Origin of the sequence: Nocardia jiangsuensis (genome assembly GCF_042650385.1) — a bacterium.
Lineage (GTDB): Bacteria > Actinomycetota > Actinomycetes > Mycobacteriales > Mycobacteriaceae > Nocardia > Nocardia jiangsuensis.
The window spans coordinates 168716-185387 of the sequence record NZ_JBHSAX010000007.1 but is presented as its reverse complement, the minus strand read 5'-3'; the positions used below and the strand labels follow the sequence as shown (position 1 = coordinate 185387).

At 73.7% G+C, this 16672-nt stretch carries 16 protein-coding genes; 8 read left to right on the top strand and 8 right to left on the bottom strand.

Going from position 1 to position 16672, the window contains the following annotated elements; all coding sequences use genetic code 11:
• The first annotated feature begins 51 nt into the window (after positions 1-51).
• From ACFO0B_RS08585 to ACFO0B_RS08570, 4 genes are read left to right on the top strand one after another with little or no spacing between them, the layout of a single operon-like run.
• Entirely contained in the window at positions 52-843 is a 792-nt protein-coding gene (locus tag ACFO0B_RS08585; protein WP_378611787.1) for a hypothetical protein, read from the top strand.
• Positions 840-1931 carry a hypothetical protein gene (locus ACFO0B_RS08580; RefSeq protein ID WP_378611786.1) on the top strand — a complete coding sequence of 364 codons (1092 nt, stop codon included), beginning with the start codon at positions 840-842 and terminating at the stop codon, positions 1929-1931. Before ACFO0B_RS08585 ends, ACFO0B_RS08580 begins: the two co-directional genes overlap by 4 nt.
• Complete coding sequence (locus ACFO0B_RS08575; RefSeq protein WP_378611785.1) at positions 1928-3409, top strand: hypothetical protein; 1482 nt, start codon at positions 1928-1930, stop codon at positions 3407-3409. Before ACFO0B_RS08580 ends, ACFO0B_RS08575 begins: the two co-directional genes overlap by 4 nt.
• Positions 3406-4719, top strand: coding sequence for an AAA domain-containing protein (locus tag ACFO0B_RS08570; protein WP_378611784.1), 1314 nt, complete (start codon positions 3406-3408; stop codon positions 4717-4719). Before ACFO0B_RS08575 ends, ACFO0B_RS08570 begins: the two co-directional genes overlap by 4 nt.
• Before the next feature lie 162 nt (positions 4720-4881).
• Here ACFO0B_RS08570 and ACFO0B_RS08565 read toward each other — a convergent pair whose 3' ends face one another.
• On the bottom strand, positions 4882-6471 hold the full coding sequence (locus ACFO0B_RS08565; RefSeq protein WP_378611783.1) for an FAD-dependent monooxygenase: 1590 nt from the start codon (positions 6469-6471) through the stop codon (positions 4882-4884).
• Between the two features lie 72 nt (positions 6472-6543).
• Here ACFO0B_RS08565 and ACFO0B_RS08560 point away from each other — a divergent pair, with 72 nt between their 5' ends.
• The 3 genes from ACFO0B_RS08560 (at position 6544) to ACFO0B_RS08550 (ending at position 8453) form a co-directional block, all read left to right on the top strand.
• The gene (locus ACFO0B_RS08560) at positions 6544-7173 is read left to right on the top strand and encodes a class I SAM-dependent methyltransferase (protein WP_378611782.1); all 630 of its coding nucleotides are present in this window, start codon (positions 6544-6546) and stop codon (positions 7171-7173) included.
• Between the two features lie 72 nt (positions 7174-7245).
• Positions 7246-7698: a hypothetical protein gene (locus ACFO0B_RS08555; protein WP_378611781.1), complete on the top strand. Its 453-nt coding sequence runs from the start codon at positions 7246-7248 to the stop codon at positions 7696-7698.
• A gap of 83 nt (positions 7699-7781) precedes the next feature.
• Positions 7782-8453 carry a hypothetical protein gene (locus ACFO0B_RS08550; protein ID WP_378611780.1) on the top strand — a complete coding sequence of 224 codons (672 nt, stop codon included), beginning with the start codon at positions 7782-7784 and terminating at the stop codon, positions 8451-8453.
• On the opposite strand, the gene ACFO0B_RS08545 is transcribed toward ACFO0B_RS08550, so the two are convergent.
• The 3 genes from ACFO0B_RS08545 to ACFO0B_RS08535 form a co-directional block, all read right to left on the bottom strand.
• Entirely contained in the window at positions 8409-8873 is a 465-nt protein-coding gene (locus ACFO0B_RS08545; RefSeq protein ID WP_233019559.1) for a polyketide cyclase, read from the bottom strand. The two genes, ACFO0B_RS08550 and ACFO0B_RS08545, sit on opposite strands and share 45 nt — an antisense overlap.
• Positions 8874-8877: 4 nt before the next feature.
• The gene (locus ACFO0B_RS08540) at positions 8878-9591 is read right to left on the bottom strand and encodes a TVP38/TMEM64 family protein (RefSeq protein WP_378611779.1); all 714 of its coding nucleotides are present in this window, start codon (positions 9589-9591) and stop codon (positions 8878-8880) included.
• A 201-nt stretch (positions 9592-9792) separates the two neighbouring features.
• Positions 9793-11100 (bottom strand): MFS transporter, encoded by a 1308-nt coding sequence (locus ACFO0B_RS08535; RefSeq protein ID WP_378611890.1) that lies wholly within the window; start codon positions 11098-11100, stop codon positions 9793-9795.
• A 213-nt stretch (positions 11101-11313) separates the two neighbouring features.
• On the opposite strand from ACFO0B_RS08535, the gene ACFO0B_RS08530 reads away from it, so the two are divergent.
• A complete protein-coding gene (locus tag ACFO0B_RS08530) occupies positions 11314-11700 on the top strand; it encodes a VOC family protein (RefSeq protein WP_378611777.1) in 387 nt (128 codons plus the stop codon).
• 49 nt (positions 11701-11749) lie between these two features.
• Here ACFO0B_RS08530 and ACFO0B_RS08525 read toward each other — a convergent pair whose 3' ends face one another.
• The 4 genes from ACFO0B_RS08525 to dapF form a co-directional block, all read right to left on the bottom strand.
• Positions 11750-12895: an acyl-CoA dehydrogenase family protein gene (locus ACFO0B_RS08525; protein ID WP_378611776.1), complete on the bottom strand. Its 1146-nt coding sequence runs from the start codon at positions 12893-12895 to the stop codon at positions 11750-11752.
• A 215-nt stretch (positions 12896-13110) separates the two neighbouring features.
• Positions 13111-14013: a lysophospholipid acyltransferase family protein gene (locus ACFO0B_RS08520; protein WP_378611775.1), complete on the bottom strand. Its 903-nt coding sequence runs from the start codon at positions 14011-14013 to the stop codon at positions 13111-13113.
• 111 nt (positions 14014-14124) lie between these two features.
• Complete coding sequence (gene hflX / locus ACFO0B_RS08515; protein ID WP_378611889.1) at positions 14125-15549, bottom strand: GTPase HflX; 1425 nt, start codon at positions 15547-15549, stop codon at positions 14125-14127.
• 187 nt (positions 15550-15736) lie between these two features.
• Entirely contained in the window at positions 15737-16633 is an 897-nt protein-coding gene (gene dapF, locus ACFO0B_RS08510) for a diaminopimelate epimerase (protein ID WP_378611774.1), read from the bottom strand.
• Positions 16634-16672: the final 39 nt, after the last annotated feature.

Here is a 16672-nt window from a genome sequence, read left to right as displayed (position 1 = left end):
ATACTGGAAGATACTGGACTTCACTGGAAGTTCTGATTACAGTCCGGCAGTGTGCCGGACAATGCCGAGCAACTCGAGGATCGCATCGCGGAACTGCGCGCTGCGGTTCGGCGCGCGGTCGCCGCGGGTGATCGCGCCACGGCCCGGCAACTGCGCGCGGAGCTGCGCCGCGCGGAGAACGACTGGGACGACGCCGTGCTCGGGCTGCAGCCGGGCGCGGAGCCGGTCCGCGAGATCGTCCCCGCGGTCCCGGTGCGCGAGCACGTGCACCGGGCGCTCACCCTGCTCGGCGCGCCCGCCGCGCCGAAACTGGTGCTCGCGGTGCACGACGCCTTCTTCTCCGGCGACCTGGTCGCGGCCCGGCTGACCAGCCTGCGCCGGGACGAGGAGCGCTCCTTCCGGGCCGCGCCGCTGGCCCGGCCGTACTACATCTGCTCGGCGCTCAACGCCGACCTGCTCGCGCCCGCGCGCGGGCTGCTCGCGGTGAGCAGCTGGCCCACCGAGCGGCGGGTGGTCGGGCCGCTCAGCCCGCGCGTCGACCTGCTGACCGCGACCATCCGGCTCGCCGAGCACCTCGCCGCGCTCCCCGAGCCGGGGCCGGACGCGCGGCGGGTGGTCTGGAAGCTGGCCGTCTCGGTGCCGGGGGTGCGCGGCGCCCCGGACGCGATCGACCTCGAGCGGGTCGTCGAGTCCGCGAGCCGGGAACTGGCCGTACACCGCGCCGACGACGCCGCGCACCGGCTGCGCGCCGCCGAGCGGGCGAGCGCGCAACTCGACGACACGGCACAGCTGTTCGGCGTCCGCCTGGCTGTGACCGGCACGCGACGAAAGGAGGCCGGGTGACCACTCCGCTCCCGGCACGCTTGGACCGGCTGCGCGGCACCGCGACCGCGTGCAGGCACAATGCCCGCACCATCGCGGCGCTCACCGCGAACCCCGGCTGCGCGCGGCGCGCCCTGCTCGACGCCGCCGCGGTGGACAAGACCGTGATCGCGCGGGAACTCGGCTTCCCGCCCCGCTTCGGCCAGTCCCAGTTCGCCATCACCAGGGGCAATGCCTTCGAGGCGATGGTGAAGGCGAACGGCTGCGCCGAGCTGCTCGCGCTGCTCCGCACCGAGCTGGATCTCAGCGTCCCCGAGGTCGAGTACTACGACCTCGCCTCGGTCGGCGACAACACCGCGAACGCGGTGCGCTACCGGCGCACCAGGCAGCTCTTCGACCACGCCGTCGTCACCGGCGAGGGCACGCTCTTCGACCACCCGCTGCTCCGCCTCGACATCGCCGGGGCCACCGCGTATCTGGAGCCGGACGTGGTCGCGCTGCGGCTCGGCGGCCAGTTCCACGTGGTGGAGATCAAGTCCTTCGCGGTGGTGGACGGCCAGGCCGACCCGGCGCAGGTGGCCGCGGCGGCCAGGCAGTCGGCGGTGTACGTGATCGCGCTGCGCGAGCTCATCGCCGACCTCGGCGAGGACCCGGACGCGCTGGTCTCGCACAACGGCATCCTGGTCTGCACCAACGACTTCACCAACCGCCCCACCGCCGCCCTCGTCGACCTGCGCAAGCAGATCGCGGTGGTCGGCCGCCAGCTCTCCCGGCTGACCTCGATCGAGCAGCTGCTGGACGAGCTGCCCGACGGCGTCAGCTTCGAGCCGGGGCCGGAGCTGGCCCGCACCGTCGCCGGGATCGACGCGCGCTACACCCCCGAGTGCATGGCCAGCTGCGAACTCGCCTTCGCCTGCCGCGCCGAGGCCAGGCAGGAGGGCACGGTGGATGTGCTCGGCCGCGGCGTCTGCGACGACCTGGGCGGGCTGGAGGACATGGCAACCGTGCTCGCCCTCGCCGACGGCTCGGTCGAGCCACCCGCCGAATTCGACGACATCGCCCGGCTGCTCCGGCAGGCGCGGCGGATGCGGCTGGAGATCGCCGGGTGAGCGTGCTGACCGCGCTGGCCAGGCTGGAGGCGGTGCGCGCCGGGCGCGCGCAGCCGATCGCCGGGGTCTGCCACACGCACCTGGCCCGGCGGCCGCTGGTGCTGGTGCCGCTGAAGCTGGCGGGCGAGGCCGCGGCGCCGCTCGCGCTGCTGGCGGGCACCGCGGCGGACGAGCCGCGGCTGCTCGTGGTGCCGCAGCCGCGCGACCGGGTGCTGCGGCTGCGGTTCATCGCCCAGCTCGCCGAGATCGTGCTGCCCTACGTCACCGAGCACACCGTCGAGGTCGAGGAGAAGACGACGAAGGCGGGCGAGACCTACACCCGCTGCCTGGACGCACCGCAGCTGTGGACGCCGAACACCGGCGGCATCGAGTTCCTGCGGCTGCTCGGGCGCTCGGTACGCTTCCACCGCACCGAGGGCGAGAACCCGGTGCCGCCGGAGGTCCCGCTGCTCGGCCGCTGGCTCACCTGGTTCTGCGACCGCGCCGAGCACCCGGGCTCGGCGGTGCTGCTCCCGATGACCTCGGTGCTCGCCGCGCACTGGGCCAGCGGCCAGTCCGCGCTGGAGGACGCCAATCTCGCCGCGCTGCTCGGCTGGATCGCGCCGCCGCCGGGGCGCTCCGGCGCCGAGGCCGCCGCGCGCGCCGAGGACCCGCTCGCCGTTCCGCCCGCGGGCCCGGCCACCGACCCCGGCTTCGACAACGAGGAGCTGGCCCCGCTGATCACCGGCTACGACGAGGCACCGGAGGGCGCGGCGAAGGTCACCGCGGAGCAGCGGCTGCGCCGCGCCCTGCTGCGCCAGCTGGAGCCGACCTGGCAGCTGCTCTGGCAGGGGCTGAACCTGCTGCGCGCGCTACCGGAGGGCGCGCACGTGCCCGGCCGGTGGAACGACGACATCGGCGCGTTCAGCTACTTCCTCGGCACCGTGCCGGAGGGGGTGCCGCAGCCGCGCCGCGACTCCGCGGTCTCGGCGGTGCGCAGGCTGCTGGACCGGGAGCGCGCGCTGGAACGGTACGAGGCCGAGCGCGCGTTCGACGACCCCCGGCGCATGCTGGAGCACCGGTTGGCGGGGGCGGCCTTCCACGGCACCGTGGTCGAGGCCGACCCCACCCGGGTCACCGTGCCGGAGGGCAAGAGCAAGAAGGTGCTCCGCCCCGCACTCCGGGTGCGGACCAGCGATCCGTTCGTGCCGGTGCCCGGTGAGAAGCTGTGCAATATCGGCTACTCCAAGCAGTCGGGCGAGGTGCTCGAGGTCGACGGCGACACCGTCCTGCTCGAGCTCTCCGGCGGGATGGGCCGCAAGCTGATCCCGGAGCCGGGCACCGTGCCCGGGGTCGGCACCGCGGTCGGCTTCGCCCGCTTCTCCCCCGCCGGCTCCTCCCGGCCCACCTCGCTGCCGAGCCGGGAGGAGACGCCGTGGACGCACGGCGGCCCGCCGCCGGAGTGGCTGCCCACCGCGGAGACCTTCGAGGAGCTGTGACCGAGAATCTCTCCGCCGCGGCGGAATCCGCCGTCACCGGCATCCTCGCCGACCTGGCCGGCGGCACCGACCGGGCCGTCGTGGTCGACTCGCCGCCGGGGGCGGGCAAGTCCACCCTGGTGGTGCGCGCCGCGCGGCAGCTGGCCGAGTCCGGCCGCCCGCACATGATCGTGGCACAGACCAACGAGCAGGTCGACGACCTGATCGAGCGGCTCGCCACCGCCGACCCGGCGCTGGCCATCGGCCGGGTGTCGAGCCAGAGCTACACCGAGTCGGCGCGCGTCCAGCACCCGAACGTGGTGTCCAGGCAGAAGATCGCTGACCTGGAGGACCGCACGGTGCTGATCGGCACCGCGGCCAAGTGGGCCACCATCGACGAGGGGCGCTGGGAGCACGCCATCATCGACGAGGCGTACCAGATGCGCTCGGACATGCTGCTGCGCATCGCGAACCGCTTCGAGCGCGGGCTCTTCGTCGGCGACCCCGGCCAGCTCGACCCCTTCGCCACCGTGGACACCGGGCGCTGGGCCGGGCTCGGCTGGGACCCGACGACCAGCGCGGTCGCGGTGATGCTCACCAACAATCCGGAGATCGTGCCGCACACGCTCCCGGTCTCCTGGCGGCTCTCCGCGTCCGCGGCGCCGGTGGTGTCGGCGGCGTTCTACCCGTTCACGCCGTTCCGCGCGGGGACGGGCAGCGCCGACCGGCGGCTCGAATTCGCGGCGCGCGGCCTGCGCACCCCGGTCGACCTGGTGCTCGACGAGGCCGCCGAGCACGGCTGGGGCTGGTACGAGCTGCCGCGGCGGCACACGCTGCGCACCGACAGCGCGGCGGTGCGCGCGGTCGCCGACATCACCCGCCGGGTGCTGGAGCGGGCCGCCACCGCGCACTCCGAGCAGGGCTCGCGGCCGGTCACCGCGGAGCGGGTGGCGATCGGCACCGCGCACCGCGACCAGGCCGAGGCGGTGCGCAACGCGCTGCGCGGCACGGTCGCCGACGGGGTCACGGTGGACACCGCGAACCGGTTGCAGGGGCGCGAGTACGACCTCACCGTCGTGCTGCACCCGCTCTCCGGCCGGCGCGACGCGGGCGCCTTCCACCTGGAGGCAGGGCGGCTCTGCGTGCTCGCCTCCCGGCACCGGCACGCCTGCGTCATGGTCGGGCGGGCCGGAATTCCCGAGCTCCTCGACTCGCACCCCTCCGCCGAGCCGGTGCACCTGGGGGTGCCGGTCAAGTTCCCGGACGGGTGGGAGGCGAACCACGCGGTGCTCAGCCACCTCGCGAAGCACCGGGTGCCTGCCGACGGGTAGGCGCGGGCCGCGCCACCCCGGGCCGCGCCACCCCGGGCCGCGCCACCCCGGGCCGGGCCAAGCCGGGCCGGGCCGGGCCCTACCGAACCCAGGGCGGGCCGGGCGCGAAGCGCGCCGGCCTCGCGCGGCGCGGCGCGGCCGCACACTGTTCGGGAGGCGTGCTCAGAGCTCGGCGGGCGCCGCGAAGGTGGCGGCGAGGGCGCGCGCGACTTCCTCGGGCGCGCCGACGTAGGCGAGGTATCCGTCCGGGCGCACCAGGTAGGCGGCGTCCTCGGCGGCGTAGCTGCGCGCGAAATCGCCCGCGCTGTCCCTGATCACCGGCAGCACCGTCTCGACCGGCGTCTCCGGCCCCGCCACCAGGTACACGTCGAGCTGCCCGTGCGCGGCCCGCCGCGCGTCGTCCGCCACCCGTTCGAGCGCCGCGAACCACGTCGGCCCAGGCTCCCCTCCCGCATACAGCAGCAGCGTGTGTCCCGCCCCTGCGAGCAGCGAGAACAGCCGGATCGGGAACTGCACGAGCTCCCGGGTGAGCCCCGCCGCGTCCGGCGCGCGGCGACCCGCCGCCACCTCGCCCAGCGCCGATGACAGCACGATCGGACTGTCCCGGTAATCGAGCAGCAACTGCGCCTCGCGACGCAGCATCCGCTCCGGATCGCCCGTCCCCGCCCCGATCCCCTCCCTGGCGTGCCGCACCGTGCGACCCACCACCTCCTCCCCGACCGGCCTGCGCTCGGCGTCGTAGCTCGCGAGCAGCTCGACCCCGGCCACCCCGGCGACGGCGAGCGCCAGCTTCCAGCCGAGGTTGTGCGCGTCCTGGATGCCGGTGTTCATCCCCTGCGCCCCGGTCGGCGGATGGATGTGCGCGGCGTCGCCCGCGACGAGGACCCGGCCGGTGCCGTAGCTGTCCACGATCCGGTGGCTGATCCGGAACACCGAGGACCAGCGCAGGTTTCGCGCGGTCGCGGGCTCGGGGGCGAGCCGGTCCAGCACCGCCTGGATGTGGTGCAGCTCCGGCGCCCGATCGCCCTCCATGCCGTGCGCCACGGCATCGGTCGCCGGCACGGCGAGCTCCTCCGGCGCCAGCATGGAGACCCGGTACCGGCGGTGCCCCGGCAGCGGGATGCAGACCAGCACGTCCGCGCCGCGGCTGGACCGCACGCCGTAGCCGGACGGCGCGCTCCAATCCAGCTCCACGTCGCCGAGCATGTACTGCTCGGCGAAGGCCGCGCCCTCGAAGGTCAGCCCGAGCCCCTTGCGCACCACGCTGTGCGCACCATCCGCGCCGATCAGGTACCCGGCGCGCACGGTCTCCGCACCGTCGGGCCCGCGCAGCACCGCGGTGACGCCGGTGTCGTCCTGCGCGAAGGAGACCAGCGCGGTCCGGTACTCCACCCGCACCCCGCACCGCACCAGCCGCTCGCCGAGCACCCGCTCGGTCTCGTACTGCGGCAGCGCCGCGAAGCCGTACGGAATGTCCGGCGGCGGCGCCAGATCGAGCCGCGCCACCTCGGCGCCGTCGGCGTACACGAGCTGCCCCCGCATGCGCACCGCGGCGTCCAGGATCTCGCGCAGCACCCCCATCCCCTCGAACACCTCGAGCGTGCGCGGCTGCACCCCGACCGCCTTGGCGAACCGGGGCCGCTCGGGCAGCTGTTCCAGCACCCGGCAGCGCACCCCGCGCCGCGCCAGCTCCACCGCCGCGGCCAGCCCGACCGGTCCAGCGCCGACGACGAGCACATCCGGTTCCGCCATCCGGCGATTCTAGATCCGCGGCCCGCCGGTTAGCACACTTTCAGCAAACTATCCCGAGCTAGGGTGACCCGGGTGCTGACCGAGCTGAACCGCGCGCATCCCTGGAGCCACAACGACCACTACGCCGGCTGGGTGGTCCGCCGGGTCCGCGAATCCCGCGCCCGCCGCGTCCTCGACATCGGCTGCGGCACCGGCAATCTGGTCGCCCGGCTGCGCGACCACTGCGCCATCACCGGGCTGGAGCGCGACCCGGAGACGGCGGCCGTCGCCGCGCACCGCTTCCGCGACGACCCCGCCGTCCGCATCCTGCCCATCGACTTCGCCGACCGCGACCCGGAGACCCGCTGGGACGCCATCACCCTCGTCGCGGTACTGCACCACCTCCCGCTCGACGCCGCGCTGCGCGCCCTGCGCGACAGCCTCGCGCCGGGCGGCAGGCTCGTCGTGGTCGGCTGCCACCGCGACGCCACCGTCGGCGACGCGCTCACCCGGCTGCCCGCCGTCCTGCTCAACCCGATCATCGGCGCGGTGAAACACCCGGCCCGCGCCACCGAGCCACCACCGCACATGCGGGCTCCGATCGCCGAGCCGCGGGAGACGCTGGCCGAGATCCGAGCGGCGGCTGCCAGGGCGTTGCCGGGCGCGCGAATCCGGCGTCGGCTGTTCTGGCGCTACACCCTGGTGTACGACGACCGCGTTTGAGGACGCGGCCGAGGGCTAAGCCTGCGGACACGGGCGGCGCACGCCGCCACCCGCGACACGGAGGTCTCCCCCATGCCAGGAACGAGGAAGGTGCCCGCGCTGCTCGCACCCGCCGTCGGCGTGACCGCCCTGGTGGCGTGCACCGTCGCCCTGCTGCCGCTCACGGTGCAGGCCGCCGAGCCGCCCTGCGGGATCAGCGGCGCGGATTACCAGGGCGTCACCTACCGGGTGGCGACCGGGGCCGCGGAGCCGACCGGCGAATTCACCCTCGACCCGGAGACCGCCGCGCTGCGCACCGGCACCGACGCACTGCACGGCAGCTGGAGCACGGTCGCCGCGGGCGACGCCGGCTTCGCGCTGCGGGTGCGGCTCGACACCGACCAGCACGGCAACCCGGCCGGTACGGCGCTCGACCTGCGGGTCACCGAGTGCCGGGCGGACGGCCGGGTGACCGCGCTCGCCGGCGACCAGACGCTGCCGGACGGCACCGTCCGCCCGGTCAGCGCCGAAGCCGCCGAGAGCTGAGCGTGAATCGGGCGGCACGCCGGGTACCCCTAGGCTGATCGCGCCGGTGACGGACCGGCGAACGAACGGGAGAGGCGAACGGCGTGCTGCAGAAGTTCCTGGACAAGGGTGTCGTCGCGGTACTGGACCGGGCGGCGGAGGTGCAGACGCCGCTGGTGGCCCGCTACGCCGGATTCGTGCGCGGCAGGCACCCGGAGGAGACCCCGGACCAGCTGGTGCGCCGGATCGAGAAGCACTACCTGGTCACGGTGACGGCCAGCGGCGTCGCGGCCGGGCTCAGCGCGGCGGTGCCCGGGGTCGGCACGCTGATCGGGCTGGCCGCGGCCGGCGCCGACACGCTGCTGTTCCTGGAGGCCTCCACGGTGTTCGTGGTCGGCGCCAAGGAGGTGTCGGAGCGCTCCACCGGCACCGTGCGCGGGCCGCTGGTCTCGGCGGTGATCCTCGGCGGCGCCGGCGCCAAGGCGCTCGGCACCGCGGGGCGCTCGGCCAAGCAGTGGGACACCGCGCTGGCCAACCGGCTGCCGGTGATCTCGAAGATGTCCGAGGGCCCGGTGAAGCGCTTCGTGGTGCAGTTCCTGGTGAAGCGCGGCGCGTTGGCCTTCGGCAAGGTGATCCCGGCCGGGATCGGCGCGGTGATCGGCGGCGTCGGCAACAACGCGCTGGCCCGCGAGGTCATCCGCAACCTGCACGCCGCGCAGAAGGAGCCGGCGCTAGTGCTCGACGGTGCGCGCCAGAATGCCGAGGGTGGCGCGTAGCGCGGACTCCGGGATCACCGGGAAGAGGTCGTGCTTCCGGTACTTCTCCGCGATATTGCTCCAGTCGTAGTACGAGGTGACCAGGGTGCCGATCTCGCTCGGCTCCAGGAAGTAGCCGTAGCGGTGCTCGATCGGCGGCTGGATCTGCCCGGAGATGGTCCACTCGAGGTGCGCGTCCGGCTCGAACTCGGTGATGATCACCGTGACGTCGTACTTGCCCATCGGGAAGTCGTTGAGCGATTCGCGGTCCATGTGCACCACGAACCGGTCGCCGGCCGCGCGCACCGGCTCGCCCTCCGCGGATTGCAGCATGCCGGAGCTGTCGATGGTCACGTGCCCGGCCGGGGAGCAGAGCAGGGCGAAGATCTGCTCGGGTGCGGCGGCGATCTGCCGCCGCACCTCGAAACGTTCGTCGGTCATGGGTTCAGCTTGGCACGGGCGGCTCGGCGGCAGGTTCCGGGCGTGGCCGCTGCCGCCACAGCCGGTACCCGCGGTGCGCCGCGAAGACGCCGAGCACGGCGGTGACGCACCAGACCCCGATCGCGGTGTAGGCGAGCGGCGCCGAGAACTCGCCGATGGAGGCGCCGAGCGCCGTGTAGACGAAGGCGCGCGGCGCCGAGCCGATGAACGACCCGGCCACCATCTGCCAGAGCGGGACGCCGAAGGCGCCGAACACGTACGAGGCCATGGCGTCGGAGATGCCGGGGACGAAGCGCTGCCCGACCACCGCCCACAGCCCGCCGCGGGCGATCTGCGCATCGATCCGGTCCGACCGCTCCGCGCCGATCAGCCCGCGCGCGCTCGCCCGCCCCGCGCGCCTGCCGAGCAGGCTGGTGACCGCGGCCGTACCGACCGCGGAGAACAGCGTGACGACGGTGCCGGCCAGCGGCCCGAACAACAGCCCGCTCATGGCGGCGAGCAGCGTTCCCGGCACGAAGATCGCTCCGAGCAGCGCCGAGACCGGCACGAAGACCAAGGGCGCGACCGGCCCTGCGGCGCGGATCAGGTCGCGCACCGCTTCGATGTCGATCACCTGCCGCACCGCGACCAGGTAGAAGAGCACCGCGAGGAACAGGGCGACGACACCGAGCCTGGCAGCGGCGCGGCGGCGGCTCGGAGCCGGGATCTCCTCGGTCATGATGCCGCCAATCCTGCCGCACCGCGGCGACGCCGACACGGTGGGCTCCGGGTCGCGAGTCCGCTCACCGGCCCCGGCGAGCGCGGCCGGCTCGTCACCGGGCCGCGTCAGCGCCCAGTACCGCGCGCAGCGGCCGCAGCCAGCTCCTCACCGGGCCGAGTCAGCGCCCAGTACGCGCGCAGCCGGCCACAGCCCCAGCCGTCACCGAGCCGCGTCGGCGTCCGGTTCCGTGGCACACCGGGCGGCGGCCGGGTCGTCGTCGGGCCGCGGCGGGGTCCGGACCCGCGCCGCGATCCCCGCCGCGACCAGGCACGCCGCGGCGCCGACCAGCAGCGCCACCCGCGGCCCGGCCGCATCGCAGATCCAGCCGGTCAGCGGGCTGCCGATCGGGGTGGTGCCGAGGTAGACGAAGACCCAGAGCGCCATGATCCGCCCCCGGTACGCCGGATCGGAGTGCAGCTGCAGCGCGGTCGAGGCCAGCGTGACGAAGCAGAACGCCGCGATCCCGGTGGCCATCAGCGCGGCGCACGCGGTACCGAGGTTCGGCGCCACCGCGGTCGCCACCAGGCACGCGCCGAAGGCTGTCGCCGCCGCTACGAGGTACACCCGCCGCGGGTGCCGCACCAGCCCGACTGCGAGCGACCCCGCCACCGAGCCGATGCTGAGCATGGTGGAGAGCAACCCGTAGGTGCCGCCGGTGCCGTGGAAGGTGTCCTTGGCCAGCACCGGCAGGATCACCGCGAAGTTGAACGCGAGCAGCCCGACCAGCGCCATCATCACCAGCGGCAGCCAGAGCTGCTGCCTGGTGCGGGCGTAGCGCAGCCCGGCCGCCACCCCCTGCGGGGTCTTCTCGGTGGCGGCCGATACCGCCGGCGGCCGGATGGCGAAGAGCGCGCCGATCACCGCCAGGTACGAGACGGCGTTGACCGCGAAGCAGGGCGTGGTGCCGATGGTCGCGATGAGCACCCCGGCCAGCGCGGGCCCGACCACCCGCGCGCTGTTCATCACCACGCCGTTGACGCTCGCCGCGCTCGCCAGATCGGCAGGCGGCACCAGCCGGGCCACGAACGCCTGCCTGGCCGGGCTGTCCACGATCTGCACCACGCCGCCGAGCACCGTCACCGCGATCACCAGCGGGACGCCCGCGTACCCGCTCGCCGCCGCCAGCCAGAGCGCCACCGCGAGCACCGCCGACGCCGCCTGGGTGCCGATCAACAGTGTGCGCAGGTCGACCCGGTCCGCGATCACCCCGCCCCACGGCCCGAAGAGCAGCGGCGGCACCCCGCTCGCCGCCAGTACCAGCCCGAGCGAGGCGGGCGAGCCGGTGATCCCCAGCACCAGCCAGCCGATCGCCGTCGTCTGCACGAAGGTGCCGCTGACCGAGGCGATCTGCCCGCCGAAGTACCAGCGGAACGGCACCGAGCGCAGCGCGCGGAAGGCATTCGCGCGCCGCGGCTTCGGCGCGATCGGCGCGGCCTCCGGGACGACCGCGAGCGCGTCCCGCTCCATCACGGCCGCGGCACCTCGCGCACATCGTCCGCCACCGTGCGGTGCATACCCTGGCCTTCCGACGAGCCCGACCGTCCCGCGCGGGTGCGTGGAACTCCGCACCACTCTCGCCGCCGCCGCCCACTCCGCGCCCCGCCTGACGTGCCGGGTTTCGCTGGAAAACAGCCACCCGGGGTCCCACCGCACCCGCCGCGCACCGGCTACCGTTGGCGGATGCTCGATCACCTCGCCCTGCAGTGCGCCGACCCGGATCGAGCCGCCGCCTTCTACACCCGGGTCTTCGCCGCGCTCGGCGTGCGCGAGGCCATGCGCGTCGACCGCCCGGAGGGCGCGGTCGTCGGCCTCGGCGGCCCGGACGGCTTCCCGCACCTCTGGCTCGGCCCGCGCGTCGACGACGGCCACCGCCCGGTGCACGTCGCGCTCACCGCGGACTCCAGGGACGCCGTGCACGCGGTGCACGCGGCCGCCGTCGCCGACGGCGCCGAGATCCTGCACGAGCCCCGGCTCTGGCCGGAGTACCACCCCGGCTACTACGCGGTCTTCCTCCGCGACCCGGACGGCAACAACGTCGAGGCCGTGCACCACCACTTCGGCGGCTGAACGCGAAAGCCCCCCGTCCCGGCGGGACGGGGGGCGAGCGCGGGGGTGGTCAGGACAGCTTCAGCGACCGCCCGATGATCTCCTTCATGATCTCGGTGGTGCCGCCGTAGATCGTCTGGATGCGCGCGTCCATGTAGGCGCGGGCGATCGGGTACTCCTTCATGTAGCCGTACCCGCCGTGCAGCTGCAGGCAGCGGTTGATCAGGTCGAGCTGCTCCTCGGTGCTCCACCACTTGGCCATGGCGGCGTCCTCGGCGGAGAGCTTGCCGTCGTTCAGGTCCTGCACGAAGCGGTCGACGAGGACGCGCACCGCGGTGGTCTTGGTGGTCAGCTCGGCCAGCACGAAGCGGGTGTTCTGCAGGGCGCCGATCGGCTTGCCGAACGCCTTGCGGTCGCGCACGTACTGGATGGTCATCTCCAGGCAGGCCTCCATGGCGCCCGCCGCCATCACGGCGATGGAGAGCCGCTCCTGCGGCAGGTTCTGCATGAGGTGGACGAAGCCCATGCCCTCGGTGCCGAGCAGGTTCTTGCCCGGCACCCGGACGTCGGTGAAGCTGAGCTCGGCGGTGTCCTGTGCCTTGAGCCCGATCTTGTCCAGGTTGCGGCCGCGCTCGAAGCCGGGCATGCCGCGCTCCACCACGAGCAGGCTGAAGCCCATGGCGCCCTTGGCCGGGTCGGTCTGCGCGACCACGATCACGATGTCGGCGTTGATGCCGTTGGTGATGAAGGTCTTGGCGCCGTTCAGGATCCAGTCGTCGCCGTCGCGGACCGCCTTGGTCTTGATGCCCTGCAGGTCGGAGCCGGTGCCCGGCTCGGTCATGGCGATCGCGGTGATGATCTCGCCGGAACAGAAGCCGGGCAGCCAGCGCTGCTTCTGCTCCTCGTTCGCCAGCTCCAGCAGGTACGGCGCGATGACGTCGTTGTGCAGCCCGAAGCCGAGGCCGCTGTACTGGCCACGCACCGCCTCCTCGGTGACCACCGCGTTGTAGCGGAAGTCCTTCACCCCGCCACCGCCGTACTCCTCCGGCACGGCCATGCCGAGGAAGCCCTGCTTACCGGCCTCCAGCCAGACGTCGCGGTCGACGAGGCCCTGCTCCTCCCACTTCGCGTGGTTCGGCGCGACGTGCTGATCGAGAAACTTGCGGAACGACTCCCGGAACAGATCGTGCTCGGGTTCGAACAGTGTGCGCTCCACGCCTACCTCCTTGTGCGGCACCGGCCGGGCCACCCGGCGGTCGATGTCTCACACGGTACCCGCAATGAGAATGGCTGTTCACTTCACACCTGAAATCGATACCTCCACCTGCCCCGCGAGCGGCCCAGGTAGTGAGTATCAGCAATTCTCGGCAAACCTCGGCGGCGGGCACGGCGACGCGCGGCACCGTTCGATACCGCGCCGCGGGGGGTCGGTCAGAGGCGGCGGAGCAAACCCTTGACCCGGCCGACCAGGCCGCGCCCGCTGTCCCGCTCGCGCTCGGCGAAGAGGAAGCGCAGCTCCTCCTCCAGCCCCTTGCGGACCACGCCGGCCAGCTCGGTGGCGGCGGTTGCCACATCGGGGGCGCCGCGCCAGGGCGCCGGGTCGATGGGCGCGCCCGCGGCGAAGTAGAACCGCTCCGGACGCGGGACGACGGTGGGGCCGATGCCGCGCACCACCGGTGGGATCAGCCCGGCGGGCAGCCCGAGCGCCCGCGCGGCCCAGCGCACCGGGCGCATGACCGGATGGTCGGCGTCGAGCACGATGTCGAAGGCGTCGTCGATGCCGATCATGGCGACCGGGACGATCGGCGCGCCCGCCTCGATGGCCATTCGCGCGAAACCGGTCCGGCCGTCCCACTTCAGCGTGTACTTCTCGTTCTTGCGGCGGGCCGCCTCCCTGCTCCCGCCGGGGAAGACGATGACCGCCTCCCCCCTGGCGAGCAGTGCCAGGCAGTTCGCCCTCGTCCCGCGGACGACGCCGTAGCGGTGCAGCACGTGCCGCACGCCGGGCACCGCCATGAGCACGTTCTCCGCGAGGCCGCGGATGAGCCTGCCGCGGCGGCGCAGCACCTCGGGCAGCAACAGCGGGGCATCGATGCCGCCGAGCAGGTTGTGGTTACCGACCAGCAGCACCGGACCGTCGGCCGGGATGTTCTCCAGGCCGTAGAAGCGCGGGCTGGACCACGCCCGCAGCGGCGCGAGAACCGCGTCCAGCAGCCGCATCTCGATGCCGCTCGGCGAAACACGGAGCGGCGCACCGTCGGTGAGCGTGCCGGAAACGGTGGCGCCGGAACGCGGCGCCGCCGGTGTAGCCCCGCCCGAACGGTGCTGCGACATGGGTTGTCCTCCTGCTGGGCGATGCGACGTCGCTCAGCCTAACCACCCGGCAGCATCCCGGCTACCCCGGCGGGAACGCCCGAAACCACTGCACCGCAGCAGGAGTGCCGTTCAGCCCTCCCGCTCGGGCGCGGATCCGGCGAACGGGGTCAAGGCCGCGGCGAGCGCGTGCGGCACCCTGGCGCGCACCCGGGTACCGCCCTCCTCGTGCTCGGTGGCCAGGATCCGGCCCTCGGCGTGCACCCGGGCCAGCAGATCGCCCCTGGTGTAGGGCAGCAGCACGGTGACGTCCACGTCCAGCCCACCGAGCAGGGTGGCGACCCGCTCGCGCAGCTCGGCCACGCCGGCACCGGTGGCGGCGGAGACGAAGACCGCGTCCGGCAGCTGCGCCCGCAGCCGGGCCAGCGCCAGCTCGTCCACCGCATCGATCTTGTTGACCACCAGCAACTCCGGCGGCGCCGGGACACCGGAATCCTTCACCACGTCGGTGATCACCTCGCGCACCGCCTCGATCTGCCCGGCGGGCAGCGGGTCGGCGCCGTCCACCACGTGCAGCAGCAGGTCGGCGGCGGTGACCTCCTCCAGGGTCGAGCGGAAGGCCTCGACCAGCTGGGTCGGCAGATGCCGGACGAACCCGACGGTGTCGGTGACGACGATCTCGCGGCCGTCGTCCAGCGCGGCCCGCCGGGTGGTGGGGTCGAGGGTGGCGAAGAGCGCGTCCTGCACCAGGATCCCGGCGTCGGTGAGCGCGTTCATCAGGCTGGACTTGCCCGCGTTGGTGTAGCCGACGATGGCGACGGCGGGCACCCCGCCGTTCACCCGGCGGGCGCGCATGGTGTCGCGCGCGGTCTTCATCTCGCGGATCTGCCTGCGCAGCTTGGCCATCCGCTCGCGGATCCGGCGCCGATCGGTCTCGATCTTGGTCTCACCCGGACCGCGCAGGCCGACGCCGCCGTTGCTGCCCGCGCGGCCACCGGCCTGCCGGGACATCGACTCACCCCAGCCGCGCAGCCGGGGCAGCATGTACTCCATCTGCGCCAGCGTGACCTGCGCCTTGCCCTCCCTGGAGGTGGCGTGCTGGGCGAAGATGTCCAGGATCAGCGCGGTCCGGTCGACCACCTTGACCTTCGCCACCTTCTCCAGCGCGGTCAGCTGCGCCGGGGTCAGCTCGCCGTCGCAGATGACGGTGTCGGCGCCGGTCTCCAGCACCACGGCACGCAGCTCCTCGGCCTTGCCGGAGCCGATGTAGGTGGCCGGGTCGGGGCGGTCGCGGCGCTGGATCAGCGCCTGCAGCACCTGCGAGCCCGCGGTCTCGGCGAGCGCGGCCAGCTCGGCCATCGAGGCGTCGGCGGCCGCGGCGGTGCCCTCGGTCCAGACCCCGACCAGCACGACGCGCTCCAGGCGCAGCTGCCGGTACTCGACCTCGGTGATGTCGGTGAGCTCGGTGGAAAGCCCGGCCACGCGGCGCAGCGAGCTGCGCTCGTCGAGCTGCAGCTCGCCGACGGTCGGGTCGGCGGACCAGCCGGTGCGGGCCATGCGCTCGGCGTGCCGGGCGAGCGCGTCGTCGGAGTCGGTGGCGGCGGACTCGGCATCGACATCAGCGGGCTCGATGTCGAAGGCGTCCTCGAACGTCACCGGGAGCGGGAACCTGTCAGATTTTTTCATACGCTGTCCATGCTGCCACTGCGCGGCGAACGGCGCATCGTGATATTCACCGGGCGGCTCAGTGCTCGAGCCACCACTCGCCCGCGAGCCGGCCGTGCGCGAGCAGCACCGACGGTCCGCGCAGCCACGCCTGCCCGCCGGCCAGCCGGACCGAGACGGCGCCGCCGGGCACTCGGACCCGCACCTCGCCGGAGTCCTCGGCGATCCGGAAGCCCTCCCGGTGCAGCACCGCGGCGGCGGCCGCGACGGTGCCGGTGCCGCAGGAGCGGGTCTCGCCGACGCCGCGCTCGTAGACCCGCATGTCGACGGCGGGTTCCGCGTCGGCCGGGAGCGGGGTGACGAACTCGATGTTCACGCCCTGCGGGAAGAGGTCGGGGTCGTAGCCGGGGGGCACGGTGAGGTCCAGTTTGGCCAGGTCGTCGCCGGAGAGGTCGGCGGCGACGCAGGCCAGGTGCGGGTTGCCGACGTCGATGCCGATGCCGGGGTAGGCCCAGCCTGCCAGCGACGCGGTGGACGGGCCCAGCTCGCGGACCAGCCCCATCGCCACCGTCACCGCGCCGTGCACCGCGTCCCCGCTGTGCACGGTCACCGGCCTGGCGCCCGCCCGGCTGCCGACCACGTAGTCGGTCCGCTGCTCCCAGCCCGCCGCGGCCAGGTAGTGCGCGAACACCCGCACGCCGTTCCCGCACATCTCCGCGATCGAGCCGTCGCCGTTGCGGTAGTCCATGAACCAGTCGTCGCCCGCGACACCCTCCGGCAGTGCGTCCAGCACCCCCGCGTCCAGCAGCTTCCCGGCCTTGGCGACCCGGAGCACACCGTCCGCGCCGATCCCCGCCCGACGATCACACAGCGCGGCGACCCTGGACGCGGTCAGCTCCAGCGCCGCCTCGGGATCGGGAAGCACCACGAAGTCGTTCTCCGTGCCGTGCCCCTTGCTGAACTCGACTGCATCCAACTAAAAGCTCCTGTGTTCTCTGTCCGCTGGCGCGGACGG

What these genes read in the sequence shown, in the direction of transcription:
- ACFO0B_RS08520 (WP_378611775.1), bottom strand. Translation starts at nt 14,013, where the DNA reads ATGTCGCAGCACCGTTCGGGCGGGGCTACACCGGCGGCGCCGCGTTCC.
- ACFO0B_RS08545 (WP_233019559.1), bottom strand. Translation starts at nt 8,873, where the DNA reads ATGACCGACGAACGTTTCGAGGTGCGGCGGCAGATCGCCGCCGCACCC.
- ACFO0B_RS08555 (WP_378611781.1), top strand. Translation starts at nt 7,246, where the DNA reads ATGCCAGGAACGAGGAAGGTGCCCGCGCTGCTCGCACCCGCCGTCGGC.
- hflX (WP_378611889.1), bottom strand. Translation starts at nt 15,549, where the DNA reads ATGGCCCGCACCGGCTGGTCCGCCGACCCGACCGTCGGCGAGCTGCAG.
- ACFO0B_RS08530 (WP_378611777.1), top strand. Translation starts at nt 11,314, where the DNA reads ATGCTCGATCACCTCGCCCTGCAGTGCGCCGACCCGGATCGAGCCGCC.
- ACFO0B_RS08535 (WP_378611890.1), bottom strand. Translation starts at nt 11,100, where the DNA reads ATGGAGCGGGACGCGCTCGCGGTCGTCCCGGAGGCCGCGCCGATCGCG.
- ACFO0B_RS08565 (WP_378611783.1), bottom strand. Translation starts at nt 6,471, where the DNA reads ATGGCGGAACCGGATGTGCTCGTCGTCGGCGCTGGACCGGTCGGGCTG.
- ACFO0B_RS08540 (WP_378611779.1), bottom strand. Translation starts at nt 9,591, where the DNA reads ATGACCGAGGAGATCCCGGCTCCGAGCCGCCGCCGCGCCGCTGCCAGG.